The 26,602-nt window shown below is 40.7% G+C and carries 24 protein-coding genes and 1 other RNA gene; 17 read left to right on the top strand and 8 right to left on the bottom strand.

What is annotated here, in order from left to right; genetic code table 11:
* Positions 1-39: 39 nt before the first annotated feature.
* Positions 40-528 (top strand): translation initiation factor IF-3, encoded by a 489-nt coding sequence (gene infC / locus RMZ43_RS26860; RefSeq protein WP_428850932.1) that lies wholly within the window; start codon positions 40-42, stop codon positions 526-528.
* A gap of 1,154 nt (positions 529-1,682) precedes the next feature.
* Here infC and RMZ43_RS26855 read toward each other — a convergent pair.
* Together RMZ43_RS26855 and trxA are read right to left on the bottom strand one after the other, a co-directional pair.
* The gene (locus RMZ43_RS26855; protein ID WP_322648783.1) at positions 1,683-1,847 is read right to left on the bottom strand and encodes a hypothetical protein; all 165 of its coding nucleotides are present in this window, start codon (positions 1,845-1,847) and stop codon (positions 1,683-1,685) included.
* Positions 1,848-2,061: 214 nt separating this feature from the next.
* Positions 2,062-2,379: a thioredoxin gene (gene trxA, locus RMZ43_RS26850; protein ID WP_322654347.1), complete on the bottom strand. Its 318-nt coding sequence runs from the start codon at positions 2,377-2,379 to the stop codon at positions 2,062-2,064.
* Positions 2,380-2,956: 577 nt separating this feature from the next.
* Here trxA and fabG point away from each other — a divergent pair.
* A complete protein-coding gene (fabG, locus tag RMZ43_RS26845; protein WP_322654348.1) occupies positions 2,957-3,703 on the top strand; it encodes a 3-oxoacyl-[acyl-carrier-protein] reductase in 747 nt (248 codons plus the stop codon).
* A gap of 257 nt (positions 3,704-3,960) precedes the next feature.
* Here fabG and RMZ43_RS26840 read toward each other — a convergent pair whose 3' ends face one another.
* On the bottom strand, positions 3,961-4,323 hold the full coding sequence (locus RMZ43_RS26840) for a hypothetical protein (protein ID WP_322648785.1): 363 nt from the start codon (positions 4,321-4,323) through the stop codon (positions 3,961-3,963).
* Between the two features lie 776 nt (positions 4,324-5,099).
* Complete coding sequence (locus tag RMZ43_RS26835) at positions 5,100-6,182, bottom strand: MraY family glycosyltransferase (RefSeq protein ID WP_322654349.1); 1,083 nt, start codon at positions 6,180-6,182, stop codon at positions 5,100-5,102.
* Between the two features lie 157 nt (positions 6,183-6,339).
* Between RMZ43_RS26835 and groL the strand changes: the two genes are divergently transcribed.
* The 7 genes from groL (at position 6,340) to RMZ43_RS26800 (ending at position 14,046) form a co-directional block, all read left to right on the top strand.
* Positions 6,340-8,013, top strand: a complete 1,674-nt coding sequence (gene groL / locus RMZ43_RS26830) for a chaperonin GroEL (protein WP_322654350.1) — start codon at positions 6,340-6,342, stop codon at positions 8,011-8,013.
* Positions 8,014-8,824: 811 nt separating this feature from the next.
* Positions 8,825-9,967 (top strand): magnesium/cobalt transporter CorA, encoded by a 1,143-nt coding sequence (corA, locus tag RMZ43_RS26825; protein ID WP_322654351.1) that lies wholly within the window; start codon positions 8,825-8,827, stop codon positions 9,965-9,967.
* 64 nt (positions 9,968-10,031) lie between these two features.
* Entirely contained in the window at positions 10,032-10,727 is a 696-nt protein-coding gene (locus RMZ43_RS26820) for a hypothetical protein (RefSeq protein WP_322648789.1), read from the top strand.
* A 44-nt stretch (positions 10,728-10,771) separates the two neighbouring features.
* Positions 10,772-11,226: RNase P RNA component class A (gene rnpB, locus RMZ43_RS26815), an RNA gene on the top strand.
* Positions 11,227-11,327: 101 nt separating this feature from the next.
* Entirely contained in the window at positions 11,328-12,047 is a 720-nt protein-coding gene (rnc, locus tag RMZ43_RS26810; RefSeq protein WP_322654352.1) for a ribonuclease III, read from the top strand.
* Positions 12,048-12,150: 103 nt separating this feature from the next.
* Positions 12,151-13,212, top strand: coding sequence for a Gfo/Idh/MocA family protein (locus tag RMZ43_RS26805; protein ID WP_322654353.1), 1,062 nt, complete (start codon positions 12,151-12,153; stop codon positions 13,210-13,212).
* Between the two features lie 3 nt (positions 13,213-13,215).
* Positions 13,216-14,046 (top strand): class I SAM-dependent methyltransferase, encoded by an 831-nt coding sequence (locus RMZ43_RS26800; protein WP_322654354.1) that lies wholly within the window; start codon positions 13,216-13,218, stop codon positions 14,044-14,046.
* A gap of 24 nt (positions 14,047-14,070) precedes the next feature.
* Here RMZ43_RS26800 and RMZ43_RS26795 read toward each other — a convergent pair whose 3' ends face one another.
* Positions 14,071-16,200 (bottom strand): ATP-binding protein, encoded by a 2,130-nt coding sequence (locus tag RMZ43_RS26795; RefSeq protein WP_322654355.1) that lies wholly within the window; start codon positions 16,198-16,200, stop codon positions 14,071-14,073.
* A 294-nt stretch (positions 16,201-16,494) separates the two neighbouring features.
* On the opposite strand from RMZ43_RS26795, the gene RMZ43_RS26790 reads away from it, so the two are divergent.
* The 3 genes from RMZ43_RS26790 to RMZ43_RS26780 all read left to right on the top strand — a co-directional run bounded on the left by RMZ43_RS26790 (position 16,495) and on the right by RMZ43_RS26780 (position 19,021).
* The gene (locus tag RMZ43_RS26790) at positions 16,495-17,232 is read left to right on the top strand and encodes a RibD family protein (protein WP_322654356.1); all 738 of its coding nucleotides are present in this window, start codon (positions 16,495-16,497) and stop codon (positions 17,230-17,232) included.
* A gap of 134 nt (positions 17,233-17,366) precedes the next feature.
* Positions 17,367-18,548: a GNAT family N-acetyltransferase gene (locus tag RMZ43_RS26785; protein ID WP_322654357.1), complete on the top strand. Its 1,182-nt coding sequence runs from the start codon at positions 17,367-17,369 to the stop codon at positions 18,546-18,548.
* 89 nt (positions 18,549-18,637) lie between these two features.
* On the top strand, positions 18,638-19,021 hold the full coding sequence (locus RMZ43_RS26780; RefSeq protein ID WP_322654358.1) for a DUF4346 domain-containing protein: 384 nt from the start codon (positions 18,638-18,640) through the stop codon (positions 19,019-19,021).
* 52 nt (positions 19,022-19,073) lie between these two features.
* On the opposite strand, the gene psb32 is transcribed toward RMZ43_RS26780, so the two are convergent.
* Positions 19,074-19,811, bottom strand: coding sequence for a photosystem II repair protein Psb32 (gene psb32, locus RMZ43_RS26775; protein ID WP_322654359.1), 738 nt, complete (start codon positions 19,809-19,811; stop codon positions 19,074-19,076).
* A 377-nt stretch (positions 19,812-20,188) separates the two neighbouring features.
* Here psb32 and surE point away from each other — a divergent pair, with 377 nt between their 5' ends.
* The 4 genes from surE to RMZ43_RS26755 all read left to right on the top strand — a co-directional run bounded on the left by surE (position 20,189) and on the right by RMZ43_RS26755 (position 23,158).
* Positions 20,189-20,869: a 5'/3'-nucleotidase SurE gene (gene surE, locus RMZ43_RS26770; protein WP_322648798.1), complete on the top strand. Its 681-nt coding sequence runs from the start codon at positions 20,189-20,191 to the stop codon at positions 20,867-20,869.
* A 128-nt stretch (positions 20,870-20,997) separates the two neighbouring features.
* Positions 20,998-21,621, top strand: a complete 624-nt coding sequence (locus tag RMZ43_RS26765; protein ID WP_322648799.1) for a hypothetical protein — start codon at positions 20,998-21,000, stop codon at positions 21,619-21,621.
* Positions 21,622-21,709: 88 nt separating this feature from the next.
* Positions 21,710-22,351: a PAP/fibrillin family protein gene (locus RMZ43_RS26760; protein WP_322648800.1), complete on the top strand. Its 642-nt coding sequence runs from the start codon at positions 21,710-21,712 to the stop codon at positions 22,349-22,351.
* Between the two features lie 30 nt (positions 22,352-22,381).
* Positions 22,382-23,158: an MGMT family protein gene (locus RMZ43_RS26755; RefSeq protein WP_322654360.1), complete on the top strand. Its 777-nt coding sequence runs from the start codon at positions 22,382-22,384 to the stop codon at positions 23,156-23,158.
* 58 nt (positions 23,159-23,216) lie between these two features.
* On the opposite strand, the gene RMZ43_RS26750 is transcribed toward RMZ43_RS26755, so the two are convergent.
* Positions 23,217-23,945, bottom strand: a complete 729-nt coding sequence (locus RMZ43_RS26750; RefSeq protein WP_322648802.1) for a hypothetical protein — start codon at positions 23,943-23,945, stop codon at positions 23,217-23,219.
* Positions 23,946-24,468: 523 nt separating this feature from the next.
* A complete protein-coding gene (locus RMZ43_RS26745; RefSeq protein WP_322654361.1) occupies positions 24,469-24,864 on the bottom strand; it encodes a hypothetical protein in 396 nt (131 codons plus the stop codon).
* A gap of 574 nt (positions 24,865-25,438) precedes the next feature.
* Here RMZ43_RS26745 and RMZ43_RS26740 point away from each other — a divergent pair.
* A complete protein-coding gene (locus RMZ43_RS26740; RefSeq protein WP_322654362.1) occupies positions 25,439-25,891 on the top strand; it encodes an Hsp20/alpha crystallin family protein in 453 nt (150 codons plus the stop codon).
* Positions 25,892-26,602 lie beyond the last annotated feature (711 nt).

Below are 26,602 nucleotides of genomic sequence, written 5' to 3'. Positions count from 1 at the left end.
TTGGAATGTAAAGTGTTGAACAATTAGGAGAAATTCGTTATCGCAATCCAAAAGCAACTGATTAATTCACAAATCAAGTCACCTAGTGTCTTCTTGATTGACCATGAGAATAACAATCGTGGTCTGATCGACACCAATGAGGCGCTACAGCTAGCCGAAAGCTTAGAGCTTGACTTAGTTGTAGTCTCGCAAGGTAAAGAGGCTCCAATCGCCAAGATTCTCAACTATGGCAAGCTTCAGTATCAAAAGAAAAAACGTCAGAGCCAGAGTGCTAGACCCACGGTAAAGGAAGTTCGATTTGGTCTAAACGTGGGTGTGGCTGATTACAATTTACGCATCGAACAAGCAGGCCAGTGGTTGAGTAAAGGCGATTCAGTCAAGTTTGCCATCCGTTTACGAGGCCGAGAACATCAATATCGTGACAAAGCAGGAGAAATGCTAGACCGAATTGCAAATGATCTTAGTCAAGTAGGTAAAATCCAGTCGTTGGATAAACGCGCACTAGTTGTTCAAGTGATTCCTGCCTAGTTAATCTTGCGATCGCTAGAGGATATCTTTGTACCAGCTGGTAAGGAACGAAAAAAACTGGAGGCAACACTGTAGCTTCTATGGAAAAAACATTGAAATTATCCCCACTAAAGATAGCAAGGGGATTTTTTCGCTGGGCATCCACTCGTACTTGCACAGAGAGAGAGCTACACTGGAAATGAGGATGGAATCTTAAACCAGTAAGGGATGCCATAACCCCAAGTACTGGGACATAGAAACATCTCAGATCCTTTGTACAAATATTTATTTTTGCAAGCCGCACTGAGATTTGAAAGTGCGGCTTTTGGATTTATCTAATGCGCTTTACGTAAAGCAGGGTGAGCTTGCACCCGAAGGTGTTTGGGTAACACGTTATCAAGTACGGCAGAACAAGAAAAAATACTGTTACTTTTATTAACAGTCTCCGTGAGGGATTTTTCACGAATTTTATCTATTTTCTCAAGGTTATTTTTAAGTTTTTCATCTGCGGTATTCAACAGATATTCAGTATCAATTTGAACTTTACTTTCTAAGTATTCACTTATTTCTATTGCATGATTAATCCTTTCTTGAGCTATATAATTAAGCTTGCCAGCTAAAAGGTAAAGTTTGTTATCAAACTAGGTAGTTATTTATTTGTTACTCTCTCTCACAACTTCCTTATACCAATTCTGTATGAAGATGCGCTAAACCATATTTAAGAACAATGAAGAAAAACGAACCGCAAAGGACGCATAGACACGAAGTGGCTTCCCGCAAGGTAGGACACAAAGAAAGAAAGAATTTAAGAAGGTTTGGCGCAGCCTCACAAAGAAATGGTATTAGCTGCACCTTCAAATTGTTTAATAAGACCTCCAAATAACCATCACATCATCTATCCACACTCTTTTACAGCATAATTAGCAAGCAAATATCCTCCGAAAAATAACACTCCTTTTCAGGAGTGTCGAGGATAAAATAATGACTAACAAATAAGTATAAATTTGGTGGACGATTATCAAACAATATTATTTAGTGTTTGACAAAAATATATAGTTGCTTTGCCTAAAATCTGTTGTGCAAAACTGTTGCCTTGCCTACCTTGGACACGCCTACGCTACACTCAAAATAACTTGTGCAGTGTAGCTCATCCTAGACATCGCCCTACAGATAACTTAATTATTTCTTTTGCCTGATTGACCAGTTTGATTTGAAATTTGGTACTTTTGTATAACCCGCTCAATTTGGCAAGTCACCGCATCTATTCTATATTTAACCTTATCAAAATCAATATTCACCCAAATATAGGCTTTGTCAGGTCTTTTTTGCTTGTAGTTCATATATGGTTTTACTTGTCAAGATATTTTGTTATATCTACACAATATAGTCATTTATATTTATAAACTACTTTCTCTAGACGTATAAGTAGATATGCTTAATATTTACTTAAGGTTTTACACGGTGATTTGTAGAGCTACAAGCTATGGTACACCACTAAAAAAGACGCGATATTCCGCGCCTTTGGCAGCTAAAATCCAAATTTTAAATATTAGCTTAAACCTTTGTTTGTAGATATTGCACTAACTGCGGTGCTTGCATCACTCCCTCAATTCTATCCACAGGCTGACCCTGCTTAAATAGTATTAAGGTTGGTAGAGCGGCAATTTTATACTGAGTAGCTAAATCTGTGTATTTCTCTGTGTCGATTTTGACAATTCGCAGGCGATCCTTAAGTTGGGCATTGACTTGCTCTAAAATTGGCACCATCATTTGGCATGGGCCACACCAGTCAGCATAAAAATCTACTAATACAGGTACATCAGAAGCAGACAGCATTTCTTCAAAGCTGCTAAATTGCTTTTTAGTTGCCATGTGATACACACCGATTTTCAATTGTTTGTTTCAATAGTAATTCTTAGAAAATAAAAGCGGTATAGGTTTATGGGTTTTTGTTGGAAAAGGATTAAATTACTCAATATAGGGTGATTTGCCAGCAAAAAATCTTAAATAATTATAATAAAATTCGTATACTATTCTTGTTTGTGTATATAGGTTAAATATGTATTTAAACCTATCTTGACCAAGCACATCACTATAGGAGTTCTCTGTTGAGTAGGTACATAACCCCACCTTCAACCTCCTAAGAGCAAGTAAGAAGCTTGCTCTGATGTAACTCATTTGATTAGGAAAAGCTATAACTGCCATTCCTAAAAGTGATACCTACGATGCTTGTAGCTGCAACACTTTCTAGTGTATGTAATCGGGCGATGTCTACAATGATCTATTAGGCATCATAACTATAAATTAAATCAACAATATGTTGCTTCAAGTTATTCATCAATTAAGAGAGAAATAACTATAGATATTTAATTATCCAGACAATATTCAGATGTTCCCTAAATCGCCATAAGATAATTAGCGCGGTATTTCTAAGATTGAGGAACATTAAATGACAATATTACAAGATAAAGTTGCAATTGTCACAGGTGCATCACGAGGGATTGGACGAGCGATCGCAATTGAATTAGCCTCACAAGGAGCGATCGCAGTTGTCAATTATGCCAGTTCCAGTGCGGCGGCTGAAGCAGTTGTTACAGAAATTACAGATGCGGGAGGTCAAGCGATCGCTATCCAAGCAGACGTTTCTAAAGGCGATCAAGTAGACGCACTAGTTAACACCGTGATGGAAAAGTTCAGCCGTGCGGATATTTTAGTCAATAACGCAGGTATTACCCGCGACACACTGCTTTTGCGTTTGAAGCCAGAAGATTGGCAAGCTGTGATAGACCTTAATCTAACTGGTGTTTTCCTATGTACACGCGCCGTCAGTAAAATCATGCTCAAGCAGCGATCGGGGCGGATTATCAACATTACCTCCGTTGCTGGGCAAATGGGCAATCCAGGTCAGTCAAACTACAGCGCCGCCAAAGCAGGTGTAATCGGCTTTACCAAAAGCGTAGCTAAAGAACTAGCTACTCGTGGGATCACCGTTAACGCCGTCGCCCCTGGATTTATCACCACCGATATGACCAGCAACCTCAACAACCCCGAAGATATTCTCAAATACATCCCACTCGGCCGTTTCGGTCAACCTGAAGAAATCGCTGGGATGGTACGCTTCCTAGCCGCCGACCCCGCCGCCAACTACATTACCGGACAAGTTTTTAATGTCGATGGCGGTATGGTAATGGCCTAAATAGTTGAGGGGTAGCGATTGTTCATAGTTGGTGCTTTAGCGCTAAAGCGCCAACTATGAACTTATTAATCAAGCTTGACGCTATCCGTGCAGCTATTCTAGTAGGGTAGTTGCATTAATTTTTTCAGGCAAAGAAGCACTTGTGGGGGCGCTTGCCAATCGCTACTTTAAGCAAGAATATCAGATAACTTGAATAAGTCTGCTTACATTAGGATTTACGCATAAAGATTCTTTAGGAAAATTGGATGTAAATATTATTAACGCTGCCAATCATACATTAATCGTCCATGACGATCGCGCACAAGTTCCCATTCTCCATGACGATATGGTTGTCCGTGATAACTTACAGAGCGATAGCGTCGTCTATAGTGTCGTCGATTCCTCTGGTGTTGATAATAATATCTTCCAGTCCGTTGCCGTCTATGATAACGTCGTCGAGTCCGTCGATGAGCTAACAAAAGCTCTTCACTTTGCCCTCCAACTAATTTTGTCTGTGCGTCAATACTCTGTTCATTAAGAACATTGTTTAGAGTATTATCCTTGGCTTCAGCCAAAGCAGGTGGATAAATGAAGGCTAATAGCAGTAATACAATTGAGGATAGCTTTTGGAAACGGTTCACGTTTTTGCTTTTCCTAGACTATTGGTAATGATTTTATTTAATACTTAAGTTGAACAACTATATAGCTCATAATTCACAAACTTAAGGGGAGCAAAAGTAACACAAGTACTTAATATGAAATACAAAGATACTTAACTATAACGGCAACCAGATAATGTACATCTGTTATATAGCAAATAGACACAACAGCGTTCTTGAAGAAGAATTCATTTGGATTTTTAAGGATTTATTTATAAAAATTGCAAAATAAAAATATGAGCGCCGATACCTATATCGCGCCAATATTATCATTTATTACTATTTTTTAATTGTTTAGAGCATGTTATTTTTTGGCAAGTAAAATCTGTTAAATGAGTTTAAAAAATCCTTTTAAGGCAAACTAATAAATAGATATAAAATCTTGCTGTATCTAAGTTTCTTAATTACGTTAGCGCAGTGTTAGTGAGGAACGAACGTCGGAACGAGCGTCCGTAGGAGCGTCATTACAAATTGCGTTAGCGCAGCGTTCCCGTTCGCGTAGCGTCTCTTAGAGAGGAACGAGCGTCATTGCGTTAGCGTAGCGGGGCAAAGCCCATTGCAAATTGTTATTAACTTAAGTTTGAATTTTTGGTGGACTGAATAAACCATATAGGACTAATGTTTGATTTCTGAAAAAGCTCGGTACAAATTAAAAGCCTAATTCCCTATTCCCTACTCCCCGCCCACGGAGATAATTTCAAAAATCAAATACGATTCCTATAGTAGGGCTAGCATTACAATGCTTACCCTACAAAGAATTAAGGCTGTTGACGTATCCTTTGCCAGATAGTAAAGCCCAAAAGAATGAGAATGCTACTGGCGGTAGTCAGCATCACAGCCAAACTCATGCCTTGTATTCTCATAGCCAGCAAGTTAAAAACTAAGGTAATTGACCAAAGTGTGAACGCAGCATGGCGCTGAGAGAGTCCCCAAGCAAGTAAGCGGTGGTGCAAGTGGTCTTTGCCAGGAGTACTTAGAGGGTTATTTCCTGCTAATAGCCGTCGCACAAATACTTGAGTGGTGTCTAGTACTGGCAATAACAAAAATAAAACCGTGGGAATTAGCGCATAAACTGTGTTTTGTTGTAACCTACCTAAAATACTGGTTGCTGCTAATACATAGCCGAAAAAGTATGCTCCGGCATCACCCATAATGATCCGCGAAGGGTGAAAATTGTGACGTAAAAAGCCCAGTGCAGCACCTGCCAAGGCTGCTAACACCAAGATTGCTGCTGCACGATTGTTAAACTGGGCTGCAACACCCAACAAACTCATGGCGGTAATAAAGCTGATTCCTCCCGCTAAACCATCCATACCATCCATCAAGTTGATGGCATTGGTAATTCCTACTACCCAAAGTACTGTTAACGACATAGACAGGAGCGAGTCTATGGGAGTACCAAACATAACATGAATACTGATACCATTTGCTACCAGTAATAGCGCCGTAAGGATTTGCGCCCACAAACGAACAGAGGGCGGTAAGCCGAATTGATCGTCGATAAAGCCTACAAGGACTAATATCGAACCCCCCAACAGAATAGTCAGTACCTGAGCCAATACATTTTGGAGTTCGATAGGTCGTAAAAGGCTAGCTAATATCAGTGCGGCAATCACACCCGCGTAGATAGCCAGCCCTCCTGCATTGGGCAAAGGTTCTCGGTTGAGCCGCCGGGCGTTGGGTTGGTCAGCCCAACCTACCCGCAAGGCGAATTTGCGTACTGTCGGAATTAAACGCCACGTTACAAGGCAAGCCAAAAGAAACGTAAATACTACCGCCAACCAGCCGGTGCCGCTAGGGTCGGCAATACCGAGGGACTTAAGGGAGTTGTCTAGATTCATCTCCCAATTCAAGCATTACTGCCTGTATGTAATATGAGCATCACCTGTATATTAATCAATTTTTTTATTTCCATTTGTAACTTGAGCCGCTTGGAAGATTAGCACTCTGGCGCTGTGAGTGCTAAATTGTCTAATGGAAGCGCTAGAAAAATAAAACATGGCGAAAATTATTGCATTTGACGAGGAATCGCGGCGATCTCTAGAAAGGGGTGTTAACGCCCTTGCCGATGCCGTAAAAATCACCTTGGGGCCCAAAGGTCGCAATGTCCTTTTAGAGAAAAAATTTGGCGCACCTCAAATTGTCAACGATGGTATCACTGTTGCCAAGGAAATTGAATTAGAAGATCCTTTGGAAAATACTGGTGCAAGACTCATCCAGGAAGTGGCCTCAAAAACTAAAGATGTCGCTGGGGATGGTACAACCACCGCAACAGTTTTAGCACAAGCCTTGATTCGGGAAGGTTTGAAGAACGTCGCGGCGGGTAGTAACCCTGTTAGCTTGAGACGGGGGATCGACAAAACCATTGAGGCACTTGTAGAAGAAATTGCCAAGATAGCCAAGCCAGTAGAAGGAAGTGCGATCGCTCAAGTTGCCACTGTCTCTGCTGGTAACGATGAAGAAGTTGGCCAAATGTTAGCCCAAGCAATGGAAAAAGTCACCAAAGATGGTGTAATTACCGTTGAAGAATCTAAATCTCTCACAACTGAACTAGAAGTAGTTGAGGGGATGCAGATTGACAGGGGTTACATTTCACCCTACTTTGTCACCAACAACGAGCGCCAAATCGTGGAATTTGAAAACGCCCGGATCTTGGTTACTGATAAAAAAATCAGCAGTATCCAAGATTTAGTGCCGATTTTGGAAAAAGTCGCCCGTTCTGGTCAGCCTTTGCTGATTATTGCTGAAGATGTCGAAGGTGATGCTTTGGCAACTTTAGTAGTGAACAAAGCGCGGGGTGTGCTTACTGTAGCTGCAATCAAAGCACCTGGGTTTGGCGATCGCCGCAAAGCTTTGTTAGAAGATATTGCTATTCTCACCGATGGACAGTTGATTTCGGAAGAAATCGGCTTAAGTTTGGATACTGCTGCTCTAGAAGCGTTGGGAACTGCCCGCAAAATCACCATTGACAAAGAAAGCACCACAATTGTTGCTGGTAGCGTCACCAAGCCAGAAGTACAAAAGCGGATTGGTCAAATTCGCAGACAGTTGGAAGAAACTGATTCTGAATACGATCAAGAAAAACTGCAAGAACGTATCGCCAAGCTCGCTGGCGGCGTGGCAGTGATTAAAGTAGGTGCGGCAACCGAAACCGAACTTAAAGACCGTAAACTGCGAATTGAAGACGCGCTCAACGCTACTAAAGCTGCTGTGGAAGAAGGTATTGTTCCTGGTGGTGGAACAACCCTAATTCACTTAGCTAAGGCGGTAGAAGCGATTAAAAACACTCTAGAAAATGACGAAGAAAGAATTGGGGCTGATATTGTCGAACGAGCGCTAGAAGCCCCCTTGCGCCAAATAGCAGACAACGCTGGTGCTGAAGGTTCTGTAATCGTCTCGAAAGTCCGGGAGAGCGACATCAACACTGGCTACAACGCCGCTACTGGTGAATTTGAAGACTTGATTGCTGCTGGTATTATCGACCCTGCCAAAGTCGTGCGTTCAGCTTTGCAAAACGCTGGTTCTATTGCTGGTTTGGTCTTGACTACCGAAGCGATCGTTGTTGAAAAGCCTGAGAAGAAATCTGCTGCTCCGGCCCCTGATATGGGCGGTATGGGCGGTATGGGCGGCATGGGTGGCATGGGTGGTATGGGCGGCATGGGCATGTTCTAACTTCTGCTCACCTAAGAGGCAGGGGGGAAGGGAGCACGGAGCAAGGGGAGCAAGCCCTTCTAAAAACTGCGTGGAGTGCAGCGAAACACGGTATGAAGCCCCGTCCTTTTTCGTTCGCTTGAACTGGGGCAAAGTACAAGCTCCGTCTCAGCTTTTCCCTCTGCTCCCTTGCCTGTTTTGACTCAGATAAATATTTTTTCAGCAGTTTGTCTTACGCAAACTGTTTTTTTATACTTACCATTGCTGATTTAGAAGCAATATGTTATCTGTATTGCTGGTAACTCACTGAACCTAAATAAATTTACAGCAGTTTTCATCTATTAAAACCACACCTATCGAAGGGACACAGCAATGCTCATTAGTGTCAACTTAAGCTATTTATTAGCTTAACTGTTGGCTACCTCACCCGCCTGGAACTAAAGTTCAAGGCTAATAGCTAAAGTCTACTGAAGTAGACTAAAGATTCTTGGGGATATTTAGTAATCAAAAGATTACTTTTACTATTAGTAAGAAACTTCAGTTCCTTGCAGGACATGATTTTTACGTTAAGTTAACACCAATGAGCAATGCTATGCCCCTACAACTAAAAATAGCTGTAATTATGAAACTTTTCAGTGGTTAGTTCTAAATACAACTAACTACCAATAAAATGCTGATGACCAAGTTAGCAACCTAAATAATTACTTAATCTAAAAATTGCCGTATTTATATTAGTTTTTGTTAAATTAAATTAAACCGATTATTAGCCACTAGTCAATTATTTTTACTAATGACTAATGACAAATGAATAGTAGCTATTAGGTAATATTGCATGGCACGAAAACTGAGTCGCCTTCCTAAAATAATCACCAAGGTATATGAAGATGAGTTCCATCATCAACCTGGGACTATACCCGGAACCATTTTTATTGATGCAGATGCTCCACCACCGATAATTTTTTTGATTGACTATAACCAAACCAATTTTATCCGTGAACAAATAGCAACTCCAGAAGAATGTATTCCATATTTGCAGAGAGAATCGATTTCTTGGGTAGACGTACAAGGTTTAGGTAGTCAAGACATATTACAACGATTAGGTAACGTTTTTAAGTTACATCCTCTAGTTTTAGAAGATATAGTTAATGTACCGGAACGCCCCAAAACAGAGGATTATGAAGACCAATTGCTATTCATTGCCCGCATGGTAGTACCAAAGGAAAGAATATGTGGTTTTCACAGCGAGCAAGTAAGTTTGATATTAGGAAAAAACTATTTGCTGACAGTACAAGAAGAACCAGAACATGATTGCTTTGAAGCGGTGCGATCGCGAATTGAAAAAAACAAAGGGATCATTCGCAAACAGGGAGCCGATTATTTAGCTTATGCCGTGTTAGATGCAATTATTGATGGCTTTTTCCCAGTGCTGGAGCTTTATGGGGAGCGAATTGAAGAGTTAGAAGAAGAAGTAATAATTAAACCTACTCCGCAAACACTACAAAATATTTATCAAATTAGGCGAGAATTACTGCAATTACGTCGTGCTATCTGGCCCCAGCGAGATGCAATTAATTCTTTAATTCGTGATGATCCCGATTTAATTAGTGAAGAAGTACGAATTTACCTGCGAGATTGTTATGACCATACAGTGCAAGTGATGGATATGGTAGAAACTTATCGAGAACTAGCATCTGGTTTGATGGATGTGTACCTTTCGGCAGTGAGTAATAAAATGAATGAAATCATGAAGGTACTAACGATAGTTTCAACAATTTTTATTCCACTGACTTTTATTGCCGGAATATATGGTATGAATTTCAATACTGAAAAATCGCCATATAATATGCCTGAGTTGAATTGGTATTGGGGCTATCCACTTTGCTGGGCAGTGATGTTAGCGATCGCACTTGGATTGCTGTTGTTCTTTTGGCGACGAGGCTGGCTGCAAAATTCTGTAACAATTAAACGTAATTAAAAATTGTAGATGGATAATGAGTCAAATATACATTCATTAGCATCAGGAGTTAATATTTTAACTTATGAGGAGTAGCGACCAAAATTTAGTAGTTTTAACGATTTATATTATCGGTGTTTCATACATTTTTAACCGGATGGTTGAATCTATCGATGATCAAATTAAGTTTGAGTTTAAAAAAGGAATCGTTGACGAGCAACTCAAAGAACACAATCTCGATGATAAAATTGGAATTTCCTTTAAACTCAAATCCTCATATCCAATTGACGATTTGAAAGATTTAGGAATTAGCATTGAAAATAAATCTGATAATGTTGCTGTATACGTTGACTGGGACAACAGTTCTTTAGTAGTTGAACATAGCAAGCAATCACGCCGCGTAATTCGGAAATCACCAGATTTAACCCGCGACTTAGCAGTACCCCAAAGTCCTAGCTTGATTGCTCCCAAAAAAACACTTTCTGAAACAGTGACAGCAGAAGATGTATTTGAGCGCGATCAAGTAGCTGGAACCTATTCAGCAAAAAAACCACTAATTGATATCAACGGGCTGCAAAAAGGGCAAAAAAAATTGTACAACGACTTTATTAACAGAAAAAAGGAGTTGGACTTTTCCCTGCAACTGGTACTAAGGATATCTGAGGTGCGTTTAGGTCTCGCTCCAGGTCGTGATTTTCCTCCCATTAGCATTATCAATTGTCCTTTCACAGTCAGGAAACTACCTTGGACTTACGCTCTACCTTGGAATAAAAAAAAGTAATACCTGTCAACAGGCTACGTCAACAGTAAACTGGATCTAAGGAGAGAGTAGGCGCAGGCGGTTGCAGATCAGTCATAGTTACTGGTTTGAGGAAAGTCCGGACTCCCGAAAGACCAAACTTGCTGGATAACGTCCAGTGCGAGCGATCGTGAGGATAGTGCCACAGAAAGATACCGCCAATAATAAGGGAACAGGGAATAGGGAATAGGGAATAGGCAAAGAAAAACCCTACTCCCCACTCCGTACAGACGCGATTAATCGCGTCTCTACCCACTCCCCAATCTTTGGTAAGGGTGCAAAGGTGCGGTAAGAGCGCACCAGCAGTATCGAGAGGTGCTGGCTCGGTAAACCCCGGTTGGGAGCAAGGCGATAGGAACTACGGTTGGTCTTTTACCAGTTCCGCTCAATGAGAGCCGCTAGAGGCGTTTGGTAACAAGCGTCCCAGATAGATAACTGCCCTCGCAAGAGAACAGAACCCGGCTTATGTCCTGCTCTCTCCCCCCTTTTTTATTGCTGAGTGCTGAGTTAGAAGAGACGCGATGAATCGCGTCTGTACAAGAGTTAGAAGTTAGTATTTTTCCCCTGCCTCCCCTGCCTCCAATGCCACTTGCCTATCCACGCCGTCAACGGCAACTCGAAAGTTTAGTCCAAAAATTAGGTTTGTCCCTAGAAGCACCTATAAAGTGGGAATTGCTAGATTTAGCGCTAACTCATCCTACTGTCTCTGATTCGGCAAATTATGAACAACTGGAGTTTGTTGGCGATGCAGTGGTGCGGTTGGTGTCGGCTGTTGTGTTATGGGAAAATTATCCTGATTGTCCAGTAGGCGATTTTGCGGCAATTCGTTCGGTGTTGGTGAGCGATCGCATCCTCGCCCAATTGGCCAGAGTTTATGGTTTAGAGTTATACTTACTAGTCGCTGGTAGTGCTACCGCCGATAAAGTTGGTCAAGAGTCACGACTGGCAGATGCCTTTGAAGCAGTTCTGGGTGCGCTTTACTTAAGTACTCAAAATCTGGAACTGATCCGCTCTTGGCTAGATCCCCACTTCCAACAATTAACAACAGAAATTCGCCTCGATCCTGCCAGACTTAATTACAAAGCTGCTCTCCAAGAATGGACTCAGGCACAATTTAAAGTTTTACCAGAGTATCGGGTTGTAGAAGTCACTCAACCGCACCGCAATCAAGAACGTTTTGTGGCTGAAGTTTGGCTACACGGAAACAAGCTTGGAGAAGGTAAAGGGCGATCAATTAAAACTGCTGAACAAGCCGCAGCGAAAGTAGCCTTTTTAGCAATTCCTCAACCGGAAATACCCTAAACCAAAAATAGTGCTAAGAAACTGATAACTCAGTTGGTTGTTACTGGTCATTTATCCTTAGTCCCTTGCATACTAATGACTAATGACTAATGACTAATGACTAATGACAAACCAAATTAAAATTGCTGTCATCGGAGTTGGGCGTTGGGGAGTGCATTTGCTCCGGAATTTCTTAGCACATCCTCAAGTAGATGTAGTTGCTGTAGTAGACCCCCATCCAGAACGATTAGCGGCGATAAAACAGCAGTTTAATTTAGATGATAATGTAGTTTTAACAACTCAATGGGAAGATTTAAAGAAAGTTCCAGGGTTGACAGGGGTGGCGATCGCAACTCCAGCCACCACCCACTATGCTTTAATTAAAGACGCTCTCCAACAGGGATATCATGTTTTAGCTGAAAAACCCCTAACTCTTAACCCAGCAGAATGTCGAGAACTTTGCCAGTTAGCAGAGCGGCATCATTTAATACTAGTGGTTGACCATACTTATTTATTTCACCCAGCAGTTGAGCAAGGAAAAAGTGTAGTACAAGCGGGTAAATTAGGAGATTTACGCTATGGCTACGCGACGCGCACCCATTTGGGGCCTGTTCGGCAAGATGTTGATGCGCTGTGGGACTTAGCTATTCACGATATAGCTATCTTTAACGCTTGGCTGGGCCAGACCCCTGTGAAAGTACAAGCAACGGGTACAGTGTGGCTACAGGAAGAGGGGAGTAGGGAAATGACCCGCTTTCCATCTCAAGGACTAGCTGATCTAGTATGGCTAACACTGACATATCCAGATAACTTTCAAGCTTATATTCACTTGTGCTGGCTGAATTCTGATAAGCAGCGACGATTGGGAATTGTGGGCAGCCTTGGTAGTTTGATTTTTGATGAAATGTCGCAATTATCACCTCTCACCTTAATACATGGTGAGTTTGAACAGCAGGGGCATCAATTTATTCCAGTAAATCAAAAGCAGGTGGTACTGGAATTAGAGCCAGGGGAACCATTGGGGCGAGTTTGCTCCTGCTTTGTTGTCTCTGTTCTTAACAATACTCCCTCTGAGGTTTCGTCTGGCTGGGTAGGCACACAGTTAGTAGAAATTCTTGCTGCTTTAACAGCATCTCTTAACCAAGGCGGCCAACCTGTTTTTCTGAATAATAAGGAGCAAAAGTAACAAATGACAGATGACTCGACCATTGTTGACGATGCATTCAAGCAGTTCGAGCGTGACAAATTCTCTTTTGTAGCCCAAAAATATGATGAAGCGATCGCTGCTGTAACTTCTCAGGTGAATGAAGCCATATTGGATGCTGTGGGAGCAAAGTCTGGTTTGAAATTGCTGGATATAGCTTGCGGGCCTGGCTGGCTCAGTGCCGCAGCACTAAAGCGGGAAGCTATAGTAACAGGATTGGACTATGCAGAGAATATGGTGGCTATTGCCAGAGTGCGATGCCCTCAAGCATCATTCCATAACGGGGATGCAGAAAACCTTCCTTTTGAATCGGGGCAGTTTGAGGCGGTTGTTTGTAGCTTGGGCATCCTCCATTTCCCCAACCCAGAAAGAGCGATCGCCGAATCCTTTCGCGTACTCAAACCGGGAGGGCGCTATGCCTTCACCTGTTGGACACCGCCAACGTGCAATCCGTTTATGGCTCTTATACTGGGTTCGGTGCAGACTTATGGCAACATGGATCTGGATCTACCTCTGGGGCCACCTTTGTTCCGCTTCGGCGAAAGAGGCGAATGTGAAAGGGTTTTGATCGCCGAGGGATTCACTGAGGTGTCTGTCACTGAATTGTCTATAAAGTGGACTTTCTCTACACCTGAAGATGTGATGGCAAAGGTTGTTGTAAGTACGGCGCGTCTTGGCGCGATATTGGCAATGCAAACCCCTGACCAACGGCGCAATATTGAGAATGCTATTATCGACGGAGCATCAAAGTATGCGACGTACAGTGGTGTGGAAATCCCCGCTTCTGTGATGCTAGCTGTAGGTTACAAACCATGAGCTAGAACAACTCTTGTTAAATAATTACCTCTTTAAAAGAATATCCGCACAAACTCCCCCTTTTGGAAGACTTACCAACAGAGTTTGCTGCGGCGAAAGACTAATCTCGTAAGTCTCGTTCCCAAGTAACACTTGGAACTTCGAGGACTTCTCTTTATCTACATCTGCTTTTACAGATTTGTTAAGACTCAAGGAAGGACTTCTCTCAGACTCTTGTAGGTTAGGATAGTGACTTGCTTTTGCCGCATCATTCACAGAGGAAAATCCAAGATCCCCTACATTTTCTTCTTTCTTGGCAATAGGTAAGAGTGAGATATCAATCAAGGGTAAGGTAATTTTCAGTGTCGTACCTTGATGAAGTCCCGTACTTTCAATAGTAATGCTGCCTCCCATGAGTTCGATTAAGTTCCGTGAAATTGCTAGTCCCAGTCCAGTCCCTTCAAACTGGCGGCTAGTTGTGCCATTCACCATCACAAAAGGGCGAAATAGTTTGTGCTGTTGAGTGGGATCAATTCCTATACCTGTATCTTTAACTATTACTACCACTTGAGATTTACCATTACTATGTTGAATTTCTGTAGCAATGGTAATGCTTCCTGTGTCAGTAAACTTAGTGGCGTTGCCGATAACATTAATCAGCACTTGCTTTAGTTTTGCTGCGTCTGCCTTAATTGGTATTACTTGGGGATCTAACTCGCATTTTAATTGCAAGCCCTTTTGTTGAACATTAACTGATTGTAAATTAATCACCTCTAGCAATATTTGTCTGAGGTCAAGAGGTGTGGTAACTACAGAAAGCTTCCCTGCTTCGATTTTAGAAATGTCGAGTAAATCATTAATAATATTTAGCAAATGAAGCGTTGTTTCATCGGCGCGTTTGAGAAACTCCATTTCTTCTTCTCGGCTATCACATAAGCCCTCTTCAACCAGGCGAATGCAGTTGATAATAGTATGTAATGGATTTCTCAATTCATGGGAAGTCGTTGCCAAAAACTGGCTTTTAATCTGGTTAGCACTTTTTGCTTCTTTCCAAGCTATTTCCAGTTCTTCTGAGCCAGCTTTGAGCCGTTCTACCATTTGGTCTAATGCTTGGGCTAGTTGATTAAATTCCCGGATTTGAAAATTGTGCGGAACTGGTTGTGCTGCATGGTGAGAGTGAATATTTAGAGCGTAGTCTCGCAATTCTTCTACAGGACGTGCCAAGTAAGGTGCTAGATATAAAGATGCTAACAAACTTGCACCAATCAAACCAACTGTTAAAACGATAAGAATTAGTTTGATTTCCTCTAAACCAAAAAGTGCATTATCGACACTAGTAACAGCTAAGACTATCCATTTTTGCTGCTGCTGTTGGGTAAGTGGATTGGCAATAGCCGTATAGCCAGCGACTAATTCGTTCCCTTGTGTAAAAGACAAATTTATCGAATTGTTTTGCCCTGCAAGCGCATTTTTAATTATGCTTTTGAGTTGAGAAGCATTTGGGTGCTGATTAATATTAGTTCCCACCCAGTCTGTGAATGGGTGTGCCAAAATTGTGCCATCTTCAGCAATCACTACCATAGCGCCTGTAAGCGATCCCGGCGGATTTTTGGTTTGTTGCGACAATGCAGACTGAATGCTTAAGCTGTAAACCAAATTTTTTCGGCTATCGGAGACTGGTGCAGATAACACTACTTGCAATTGATTTTGTGTGTTTCTTTTTCCAGTTATTCCTGCCTTCGGCGGAAAGATTGCTTTGACATCAATTCCATCACTAGGCAAAGGTAATCTTAACTCTCCAATTGCTTGATCCCCACAGCTACTAGCAACTATTTTCTGGCTTAACAGATTTGTTAATTGGATACATTCAATACTGGCTGGAAGTTGTTGCCTTATCTGCGTGAGAATTTCTTGCTCTTGTATAGGCGAATCCGACGGAATCACCGTTGTTTTACTTACACTCAGCAAAGTAGCTTTTAAGATAGCGATCGCATCGCCAATTCGCTCACCTTTACTGATGGCGCTTTCTGTTAAATTTTGACGGGCAGATCCCAATATGCTAGAACGTGCCTTATTCAAGGCAACAATCTCCCCTATAAGTAAAACTGGAACGAACAGAAGCAGTATTCTCGTTACTAAAATTCGACGAAAAGATGATTGGCGGTGATTAGTCATCGAGTGTCTCACTTTGCATCTGCAAACCACAACAGCAAAGATATGTAATTAGATGATCTAGATGAGACATTTTATTAAATAATCAGAATTTTATTTTCAATGTTTAAAATTAACAAATTGCTATGATTCAAAAAGAAACGTGGTATACCAAAATTAAGATATGCTATATTGAGAAGCTGTTTGGGTTGCATATAAATACAGTGGTGAAGTTTTAAAAGAGTAATTTGCACGCATGGATTTTTTTGGAAATCTACACACTAGCAAAGAAAATATTCAAAATCTAAAATCAATTTAATGTTGCAACATCGTCCTCACACTACAGTTGTTTTAGCAATGAGTGCAGATGGTAAAATAGGAGATTTTAGGCGATCGCCTGCTCGGTTTGGTTCAAGGGTTGATAAAGCACACTTAGAAAAACAAATCGCTGCCTGTGATGCGGTTTTATTCGGTGCTGGCACTCTCCGCGCCTACGGAACAACACTTACTATATCAGATCCAACTCTAGTGCAACTTCGGGCGCAAGATGGGAAGCCTCCGCAGCCAGTTTATATAGTGACTTCACACTCTGCAAACCTCAATCCGGAAATTAAATTTTTTAAGCAACCAGTTAGACGCTGGCTACTCACGACAACAACAGGGGCAGTTTCATGGAAAGAACGTTTAAGGACGCCTCCCTCAATGGTAGCCAGATCAAAGGAATGCCCTCCAGAATTTGAGCAAATTCTAGTTTTTGAAACACCAACGCAAGAAATAGACATTTCCGCAGCTTTAAAGCATCTAGCCACTCTACATATAACACGCTTGGCGGTTTTGGGTGGAGGTGAATTAGTCGCTTCCTTGCTGGAATTAGATTTAATTGATGAATTATGGCTAACCGTCTGTCCCTTGATTTTAGGTAGTAATACCGCACCCACTCCTGTAGATGGGAAAGGATTTTTACCCGATTTAGCTCCCAAACTACAACTACTAGAAGTTCATACAGTTGAGCAAGAAGTGTTTTTGCACTATCGCCTGCAACTACCAGCAGATTAGATTACGCTAAGTAAAGTTATTGGGGCATTTGGCATTGGGCATTGGGTATTGCTTAAGAATCAATCAATAGTTCTTCTTCCCCTGCTCCCCCTGCCTCTTTCCCCCACTCCCTACTCCCTTAAAAAACCCAGACAATGGTGGAACAACTTAAGCCTCGCTATTCTGTCGTTTGGACGAACAAAATTGCTGAAGTACCCCAAAGTGCCTGGAATGCTTTGGCAATGCCACTCAAAACACCGTTTTTAGAATGGGAGTGGCTAAACAATATTGAAACCTCCCATAGTGCTACGGCTAAAACTGGTTGGTTGCCTAATCACTTAACATTGTGGCGAGATAGAACGCTGATTGCTGCTGCGCCACTTTATCTTAAAGGACATAGTTCTGGCGAATTTGTTTTCGATCACCAATGGGCAGAGTTAGCCGATCGCATCGGAGTTCAATATTACCCAAAATTGCTGGGAATGACACCATTTACCCCAGCAGAAGGCTATCGCTTCTTAATTGCCCCAGGAGAAGATGAGGACGAAATCACCGCGATTATGGTGCATGAAATTGACACTTTTTGCGCCAAAAATCGAATTTCTGGGTGTCATTTTCTCTATGTTGATCCCCAATGGCGGCCGATGCTGGAACGGCATGGTTTTACAACTTGGCTGCACCACAGCTACGTTTGGGAAAATGCTGGGTTTGAAACTTTTGATGACTACTTGAAGGTTTTCAACGCCAATCAGCGCCGCAATATCAAGCGAGAACGCAAAGCTGTGGAAAAAGCCGGTTTACGATTACAACCTCTGAGTGGGGATCAAATTCCTCAGTCTTTGTTTCCCTTGATGTACCAGTTCTATGCTGACACCTGTGATAAGTTTGGCTGGTGGGGTAGCAAGTATCTCACACGGAGGTTTTTTGAGCAGCTACACGCCGATTATCGCCATCGAGTCTTGTTTATTGCTGCATATAGCGAGGAAGATAACTCTCATCCTTTAGGAATGTCTTTTTGTTTGTTTAAAGGTGACAAACTCTATGGACGCTATTGGGGAAGTTTTCAAGAAATAGATTGCTTACATTTTGATGCTTGCTATTATGCGCCGATTGAGTGGGCGATCGCTAACAATATCCAAATTTTTGATCCTGGCGCGGGTGGACGCCACAAAAAACGCCGTGGTTTCCCCGCTATGCCCAATCATAGTTTGCACCGCTTTTACAATAATCGTTTAGGACAAATTTTACGTCCCTACATTAAAGAAGTGAATCAACTCGAACAACAGCAGATTGAGGCGATTAATGCAGAGTTGCCATTTAGTAACCGAGATTCTTAAAAGTTTGCCAAGGCAGAGGGTGAACGACGAATTACACTTGATATAGAGTGAAAAAACCCTCAAGAAAGAAATTTCTTTTTATAGTGCTTATGGATTTGATAGTTGAAAATTTAGCCGCAATTGATGATAAACTTTCCCAGCGTCATATTGATCTTGATCCCGGTGGATATTTCATTATTTACTTAGATCGAGATGCCGGGTTAATTAATGCCAAGCATTTTACAAATGTGATTGACGATCGCGGTTTAGCTGTCGATCCCGAAACGGGAAAGGTAATTCCAGCTAGAGGAAAGGTAGAACGAACCCACACGACGCTTTTTAGCGGGAGGACGGCGAAAGAACTGTGCGTGAAAATATTTGAGGAAACTCAGCCCTCTCCTGTAACTCAATTAAATCATGCAGCTTATTTGGGTCGAGAATTTGTTCGGGCTGAGATAGCTTTAGTCAAAGAGCAAGAGTATGTTCAGGATTAAAGTTAGGAGTGACAAGTTAAGAGTTAAAAATTCATAACTCCTAACTCTCCCATTACCCATTAGATGATGGCTGATTTATCTGATAAATATAGTAAGTCGCCATTGGAATAACAGTAGCGGCAATTAACAATCCTACTACCCAAGCAGTAGCGTTACCTTGGTCAGTTTCGCCTGCTTTCTTGAACGTTCCTTCTACCTGTACAGTTTCAGCGATTTGAGGTGGGCCTGGATCGGGTTTGCCGGAGAGGACAGCCACAAGGCGATCGCTTGCATCTAGAAATGCCTGATTGTATTTGTTACCATCGCGTAACGGTACACTTACTGTTTCCGTAGCTATACTCTCGGCAATAGAGTCGGTGAGCAATGGCTTGACTTCATCTCCTGTAATAATGGCAGTACCATTGGTAACTGTGTCAATAACCAATAAGGTTTCATTAGCTTGGGCTTCTTTTGTCGGAAACCATTTTTCAAACAGTTCTTTGGTGAAGCTTTCTGGTGTTTCACCGTAATCGAGGCGACGAACAGTAACGATTCTAACTTCCTTACCTGTTTGCTTTGCCAAATCCTCGAAAGCGCTGTTAATCTTACCTTCATTAAGACGGCTGATGACTTCACCTTGATCTACAACCCAGGAGTTATTCCCTGCTGTGAGGTTGGGTATTTGATTCACACCTGTGGCAAAAGCAGGTACGGCAAACAGCGAGGCTGCTAAAATAACTGTCACCAAAGGCAGAATTAGCCGGATGAGGTGTTTTTGACTGCTAAATACTTGTTTGAGGAGCTGTTTCATCGTGTGATCCCTAAGACAGACTTGCATCAAAAATACTACAGAACTACTGCCAAAATCTTCTCGTTCCCAGTTTTCTCAAGTATTAAATTTCTGCTATTGCCAGCAGATGTATATTTTACAGGATTTTTTGATTGCACAAACTTGTTCTGAGGGCGGTTGCAAGCATTAAGTTGACAAGAAATACCGCCCATTTTGGGGATTAACCCAAAAACTTAGGGCGGAATTTGCAAACCATCTAGAAATAATATCGTACAATCAATATTTTTGGTAGAAATAAGCACATTTTTTCATATCTGCAAGTAGCTTTTCCTACTCTACCCATTGATTGGTTGATATCTGCATTTTTCGGAAATTTTAGCCAAAATTTATATCAATACATGACCATAATTTTAACTAACGACGACGGTATTGATGCCCCCGGCATCCGAGCGCTGCTCAAAGCTGTAAACGGCAAAAATGCTATTATCGCTGCTCCTGCTGATCATCAGTCTGGCTGTGGACATCAAGTTACTACCACTCGTGCCATCAACCTCCAGCGACGTTCTGAGACTGAGTATGCGATCGCAGGCACTCCCGCCGATTGTATAAGAATTGCCATAACGCAAATTAACGCAAATGTCAAGTTTGTGCTTTCAGGTATCAACGCTGGAGGTAACTTAGGAGTCGATGTCTACATTTCTGGCACAGTAGCTGCTGTGCGGGAAGCCGCAATGCACGGTATTCCCGGAATTGCTATTTCCCACTATCGCAAAGCCAAGCAAAATTTTGATTGGGATCTGGCTGCCAAATTGACAGCTGAAGTTTTAGCCGACTTACTCAAGCGTCCCTTAGAACCGGGAAGCTTTTGGAATGTGAACTTGCCGAATCTGCTACCAGGAGAACCGCATCCTGAGATAGTGTTTTGCCAACCCTGCAACAGACCTTTGCCAGTAAACTATCGAATTGAAGGCGATAATTTTTATTATGCAGGCGAATATGGCAAACGCGATCGCACTCCTGGTAGCGATGTAGATGTATGTTTTTCCGGCAATATTGCGGTAACTCAGTTAAGGGTTTGATCATTGAATCCAGAATCCAAAATTGGTATTAATCATCTAACGCTTGAATTAAGGACATATTTCAAAATTTTGAAATCTGGTAAAGTTTCAGTAGCACTGAACACTAATTTCAAAAAAAGCAGAAAAATATGCAGTTTCTCAAAATTGTTCTTGTCGCTCTCGTGTTGATGGTAAACCTAGTAATTGCTCAACCCTCTTGGGCAGGCAAGGATTTTACTAAGGGGGCAGACTATGCTGAGGTAACTCAGGCGCTCAATCAACTTCTAACTGTAAAAGATACACCTGAGCAAGCTGGTTATACACCTGAGCAATTCCAGAAGCGACTGGCACAATTGCAGCTTCAGAAAAATGTTATAGAAACAGCTAGAAAGCGGGCGCAGTGCCGCAATGAAACAGGAAAAACGTTGGCTGTCTATGCCAATAAACCGAAAAAATCTCCAACCCAACTCTACTTCCTGGGCGCAGGAACAATCACAGATGACGATTGGGATTGCGATGGCATTTACTTACCCGCAGGTTCTCAAGTGGTTCTAGGCCCGAACGCTCAACCACAACAACTAGCCCAACCAATCGCTGTTAAGTTTGTGGACGGCACACAGTCTATTGCAAGAACCAATCCAGTCACTGGTGCAATTGAATTGAATGTAGAACCTGCCAAAGTATTCAAGGCGGGTGAGAGCAGCTGGTTACTTCCCAATTTCTCTCAAGCCGATATTGATACGCAAATTCCTACCCCACAACTCATTGACTAATATCATCTAGATAATTCAACTTTTATGTAATTCCTGCATAAAAGTTGAATTAAATTAATAAGATATGTAAAAGAAAAATCTACAACCATTGAACAATCAACTTTTAATTAAGGAAAAATTACAAGCCACGCTTGAGAACATTCAACCCAATAGCGATGCTCCTATTACTGATTTGCAGCTAGACAAAACCTTAGCCGAAGAAATTGAACAATTGACAACAGAACTAGAGAGTGTCAATCCCAATCCTAATCCTCTTCTCTATGCTACTTATTTGCTGAATGGAACTTGGCAACTGCAATACTCTACTGCAAGAGAAATCCGTTCTTTAGCTTCTCTCCCGTTAGGATTAAAGCTTGGTAAAGTTTATCAAGTGATTGATGTTGCAAATAAATTGTTTTTCAATCTAGCGAAAGTTAAACATTCTCTGGGGCTAGTATCAGGATATGTCAAAGTGACAGCTAGCTTTGAGCCAGCCAAAGAAGATTTAGCGCCTTTAGCGAACAAACGTATTAACGTTTATTTTGAGAAACGCTACCTATCGATTGAGAAAATTGTTGGCATTAATACCCCTAAACTCAACCCATTTAAGGTTATCCCAGCGAATAATCCTACTAGCAGAACTGCGACACTAGATATTACTTATTTGGATGAAACCTTAAGAATTGGACGTGGAGGAGATGGAAGTTTATTCATTCTTAGTAAGTCTCCTGATTTACCTAACTTCAGCTAAATTTTAAATTGATCGCGCCACCGAATTAATATGGCACTCTCAATAACGCATCTTTTCACCAAAACAAAACCAGGTTCTGCGATGGTAGAGCTTAAAACATTAAATTTAAAAGTAGGTCATGGTATAGAAGGAGATATTAATGCCGATCCTATCAGTCCTAGACAAGTTTTAATTGTTAGGGATGAAGATATTTTAGATTTATCAATTAAACCAGGAGAATTACGAGAAAATATTGTAGTTACAGGTATAGAATTTGATAATTTTATCCCTGGCTCTCTGCTAACCTTTGAAAGTGGTGCAGCGATTCGTCTAACTTTTCACTGCGAACCCTGTAAGCGAATAGCCTACTTGGTAGAATCATTAAAAAGCATCCAAGTAAAAAGAGGAATTTTAGGCGTAGTTATTAAATCAGGTAAAATTCAGGTTAGTAGTAATTTTCAGGTGCAAGCTAATAAATTTCCAGCATTATCTGAAAATCCATATCAACGATTCCTAAATTTTATCATCAAAATTCCAACTGGGAAAGTAGTTACATATAAACAGATCATCAAAGGTATAGGAGTAGATAATAGTTATTTAAGAGCTATTCCTACATACCTGAAAAAAACCTCGCCTGCTGATTATCCAGTACATAGAATATTAAACTCTAAAGGTCATTTGATAGATTATGTTGCCCAGCAAAAAGATAAGTTGGAAGCTGAAGGAGTTAAAGTCGTATCTGAAACAAATTTATTAAGTAATTTAAATAAAATTTCTGTAAATATTAAAGATTATCTATGGGAAGATAACACTATTTATTTAGTATAAAAATTTCTATTATTTTCATAAATAGTAGTTAAAATCTTTAAAAAAATGCTTTATTTAATCAAGATGATCCCTGATTTTTTATTTGTTTAGATGTAGCTTCCATAAAATCGATAAAAACTTTTATGATCTTATGAATTCCCTCGCTACCTCCTGCAATTAAACCTCCTGTTAGCAATGCATCTAAACAACGGAAAATAACTACTTGCATTGGATTATCTAAATCAACAACTACAAGTGGCTCGATTGAGCGAATACCTATTGCACTCATTAAAAGACCAAATAAAAGGGATGTCCATAGAGCAATTATTCGTGTATCGGATTTATATGCTGTTTTTTGCTGTTCTTTTTCATTTATATCATCAATTTGTGGCTTAAATATTTTTAACGGTTCTTGTTGATTTTGTGTAAAATTTTGGATGATTTGCTGTTCTAAACTCATTCCTTCAGGTGGAAGTCCACTGATTTGATTGGATTCTAAAGAAGGGAATTGGTTCTGTTGCACTTCCGTAAGTCTGATCTTTTCCGATAGTAAAGCCTTTTTTTGTTGAATAGTAATATCTAATTGTTCAACAAATGGGCCGCGCCAAGTAGTTATAAAAACTTCTAAAGAACGCTCTAACAATAAAGAAATAAATAATTGTAAGGTGAGTAACTGGATAATATCATTAAGCCCAAATGGTTTTAAAACGAATGGTTTAGACGAGAGCCAAGTTGACAAAGTTACTACTAGGAAACTAATAATAATTAATACAATAAATAGAGGAGATTCTGGAGAAAGCTTTAGCAACGTATCTATACTCCTGTTTCGCGTCACAATATCTAACACAGCTTGGAGGTGAGAACTACACCTGTTGAGTAACTTAACAACGTTAATTCGATAGAACAGTAAATAATTTATTACTCAACCATTTTTTCATCTGTGTAATGTGGTGTACGAGTGTACAAGCGATGTTTTCAACGGGCTACGCCTACGCACAGGATAATCTAATGGTTCGTCATAAAACTATTGCTATACAAGCATTCCAGAAGTAACCGCTAGGCTTGAACGCACTGTGCAAAGCGGGGCGAGAGGCGATCGCGTCAAACATGAAAAGGTGCGTTGGGCAAAGAAAGCGACGCTAGAGCAAGCGTAGCACCAACTAAAAACCCCTCCAAGATTGAAGGGGTTAAAGTAAATTTTGGTAATAAGATGCTGATTAGGGGAAGACAGCAAGTTTTCCTCCTTTGTGTGTTAAGCATTTTTTTATCAAAGCAACGAGATGATAGTACAGCATTTTATAAATTCCTTACAAACCTCTGCAAGGCTGTACTTAGTAAGATAAACTACTAGTATTACTGAATGATGTCAGCTTCCACTCAACGGCATTTAGATAACCTGTATCATTCAAAGCTTGTACTGGTAACTTTTTAGCGTTGACAGCAGCCTTAACCACATCTAGTGCAGTCAAGTTTCCTGTTTGGTATTGAGAAACCAAAGCACTACCACTAGGAATACCCTGTGCTTTCAAGTTACCTTGATAAGCTAGAAATGCAGCATCAAAGGGTTTGAGGTAACTGACGTTCGTAAAATGAGTAAGTAAATTATTAGAATTGATAGCTATAGGTTCCCCACTATTGTTACTACCTATTTGAGCGCCACCGATTCCGGGTAATAAAGCAATTGAACCAACAATGAGCATAGAATCAATCAAGGTGGAGAATTTCATAGGGTTATCCTTAGCTAGAGTAAAGTGCAATTAGTGTTATTGAGTAATAGAGTCTTATTTTTTATCAGTCTCAACTTCCTGCACTCAGGTCACCTGAGCGGTTGGTTTATTCCTCACCCATTCGGGTGAACTCATTGAGCGCAAGAACTAAAAAAATAAATCGAGAGTAAAGTTCAAGACAAACTTGAACAGATATATATTTAACTGAGGCAATCTAAAAATTTATGCAATTGCCGTTACTCAGTTGTAGGGGTAACAAGTAAAGTAGGGGAAGTATGGGAGGCAGGGGAAGCAGGGGAGTCCAACCCAGGCATTGTATTTCTGTACTATATCCTTCAATAGCAGCTTTATCGGTTAATTATGATTCAATCTATTTGTATATTCAAATTTACCGAACATAAAAATTAGGGTAAACCGTAACTTATTTCATGTCTAATTTAGGACGGTAATCATCAATTAATTGGTGTTAATAACCGAATTTACAGCAGGTCTAACTCTGCATAATATAAATATGTAAGCACCAATTGAAGTGCGAAGCTGATTAAACAAAAGCTAATTGATGCGAGGAAGAGCTATGACACTAGTTAGTTGGAACCCTTGGAGAGAAATTGACACTCTACAACGTCAACTCAATAATATATTTGAAGACACCAGAGTACCATCTGCCTTCTTGGACGGAGGCTTGAGCAAAGTTCCTGCTGCTGAAATACAAGAAACTGAAAATGCTATTCATCTGAAGCTAGAACTACCAGGAATAGAAGCTAAAGACCTGGATGTGCAAGTCACAGAAAACGCTGTTTACGTTAGCGGTGAGCGGAAGTCTGAAACTAAAACTGAAGAAAAAGGTGTTACTAGAAGTGAGTTTCATTACGGAAAATTTCAACGCGTAATCCCTCTATCTGCTCGGATTCAAAATACTAACGTTACGGCAGATTATAAAGACGGCATATTGAATCTGACACTACCTAAAAGTGAGCAAGAAAAGAATAAAGTTGTCAAAGTTAATTTGGAACAACATGCTAACTAATAGGTTGTGATCAGATAACTTTACCTCCCTTGATTGATTGAGATAGCTAAGAGCTTGGTTACGCAAGTAACCAGGCTTTTTTGTAACAATTTTTTGGAATAGGCGAGTAAGTCCTGTGTGCATGAATTCTCTGAGAGAACTCGAAAGGATAGCGCAACCCGTCGTAGACATTGCCCTTGCTTTTAAAGTTTGTAAAGGAATTTTCTTATATAACCTGAGTTCGGGATAAGAAATCCTCAAAAGCCTTGACTTATCGTTGTTCGGTCTAAAGCTCTGTTTTTATTTATTGTCAATAATACATATTGTTGAGATTAGTTTCATTTATGAACCTTATTGACAAAATGATTCCACTTTTATTCTTGCTTTCATCACTTCCAGCTTTATTCAATCCTGACAGAATAAGCTTTTCAGCTTCTGGCTTAACCCAAACTCAGGTTATATATATAGGTATATAGGATTAGTATTTGATTTTTGAAATTATCTACGTGGCTGGGGAGTGGGGAGTAGGGAATAAGGAATTAGGCTTTTTGATCTGTACTGATCTTTTTCAGAAATCAAACATTAGTTCTATATATAGATGGTGTGCATGGGTAACAGAACTCAAGGGTGCTGGGCTACATCTACCTAACTTCTGACCTTTAAATAAGTAAAGCTAATAACGTATATCAGGTTTACTGAAGTAATAAAACTTGATTAAAAAATGTAAAGCAT

Origin of the sequence: Nostoc sp. CmiVER01 (assembly GCF_034531135.2) — a bacterium.
GTDB lineage: Bacteria > Cyanobacteriota > Cyanobacteriia > Cyanobacteriales > Nostocaceae > Nostoc.
This window is presented reverse-complemented; position numbering and strand designations above follow the sequence as displayed.

Excerpts from the sequence above, each read along its gene's own strand:
- RMZ43_RS26855 (WP_322648783.1), bottom strand. The coding sequence starts at position 1,847 with ATGAACTACAAGCAAAAAAGACCTGACAAAGCCTATATTTGGGTGAAT.
- trxA (WP_322654347.1), bottom strand. The coding sequence starts at position 2,379 with ATGGCAACTAAAAAGCAATTTAGCAGCTTTGAAGAAATGCTGTCTGCT.
- fabG (WP_322654348.1), top strand. The coding sequence starts at position 2,957 with ATGACAATATTACAAGATAAAGTTGCAATTGTCACAGGTGCATCACGA.
- RMZ43_RS26835 (WP_322654349.1), bottom strand. The coding sequence starts at position 6,182 with ATGAATCTAGACAACTCCCTTAAGTCCCTCGGTATTGCCGACCCTAGC.
- groL (WP_322654350.1), top strand. The coding sequence starts at position 6,340 with ATGGCGAAAATTATTGCATTTGACGAGGAATCGCGGCGATCTCTAGAA.
- corA (WP_322654351.1), top strand. The coding sequence starts at position 8,825 with ATGGCACGAAAACTGAGTCGCCTTCCTAAAATAATCACCAAGGTATAT.
- RMZ43_RS26820 (WP_322648789.1), top strand. The coding sequence starts at position 10,032 with ATGAGGAGTAGCGACCAAAATTTAGTAGTTTTAACGATTTATATTATC.
- rnc (WP_322654352.1), top strand. The coding sequence starts at position 11,328 with ATGCCACTTGCCTATCCACGCCGTCAACGGCAACTCGAAAGTTTAGTC.
- RMZ43_RS26805 (WP_322654353.1), top strand. The coding sequence starts at position 12,151 with ATGACAAACCAAATTAAAATTGCTGTCATCGGAGTTGGGCGTTGGGGA.
- RMZ43_RS26800 (WP_322654354.1), top strand. The coding sequence starts at position 13,216 with ATGACAGATGACTCGACCATTGTTGACGATGCATTCAAGCAGTTCGAG.
- RMZ43_RS26795 (WP_322654355.1), bottom strand. The coding sequence starts at position 16,200 with ATGACTAATCACCGCCAATCATCTTTTCGTCGAATTTTAGTAACGAGA.
- RMZ43_RS26790 (WP_322654356.1), top strand. The coding sequence starts at position 16,495 with ATGTTGCAACATCGTCCTCACACTACAGTTGTTTTAGCAATGAGTGCA.
- RMZ43_RS26785 (WP_322654357.1), top strand. The coding sequence starts at position 17,367 with ATGGTGGAACAACTTAAGCCTCGCTATTCTGTCGTTTGGACGAACAAA.
- RMZ43_RS26780 (WP_322654358.1), top strand. The coding sequence starts at position 18,638 with ATGGATTTGATAGTTGAAAATTTAGCCGCAATTGATGATAAACTTTCC.
- psb32 (WP_322654359.1), bottom strand. The coding sequence starts at position 19,811 with ATGAAACAGCTCCTCAAACAAGTATTTAGCAGTCAAAAACACCTCATC.
- surE (WP_322648798.1), top strand. The coding sequence starts at position 20,189 with ATGACCATAATTTTAACTAACGACGACGGTATTGATGCCCCCGGCATC.
- RMZ43_RS26765 (WP_322648799.1), top strand. The coding sequence starts at position 20,998 with ATGCAGTTTCTCAAAATTGTTCTTGTCGCTCTCGTGTTGATGGTAAAC.
- RMZ43_RS26755 (WP_322654360.1), top strand. The coding sequence starts at position 22,382 with ATGGCACTCTCAATAACGCATCTTTTCACCAAAACAAAACCAGGTTCT.
- RMZ43_RS26745 (WP_322654361.1), bottom strand. The coding sequence starts at position 24,864 with ATGAAATTCTCCACCTTGATTGATTCTATGCTCATTGTTGGTTCAATT.
- RMZ43_RS26740 (WP_322654362.1), top strand. The coding sequence starts at position 25,439 with ATGACACTAGTTAGTTGGAACCCTTGGAGAGAAATTGACACTCTACAA.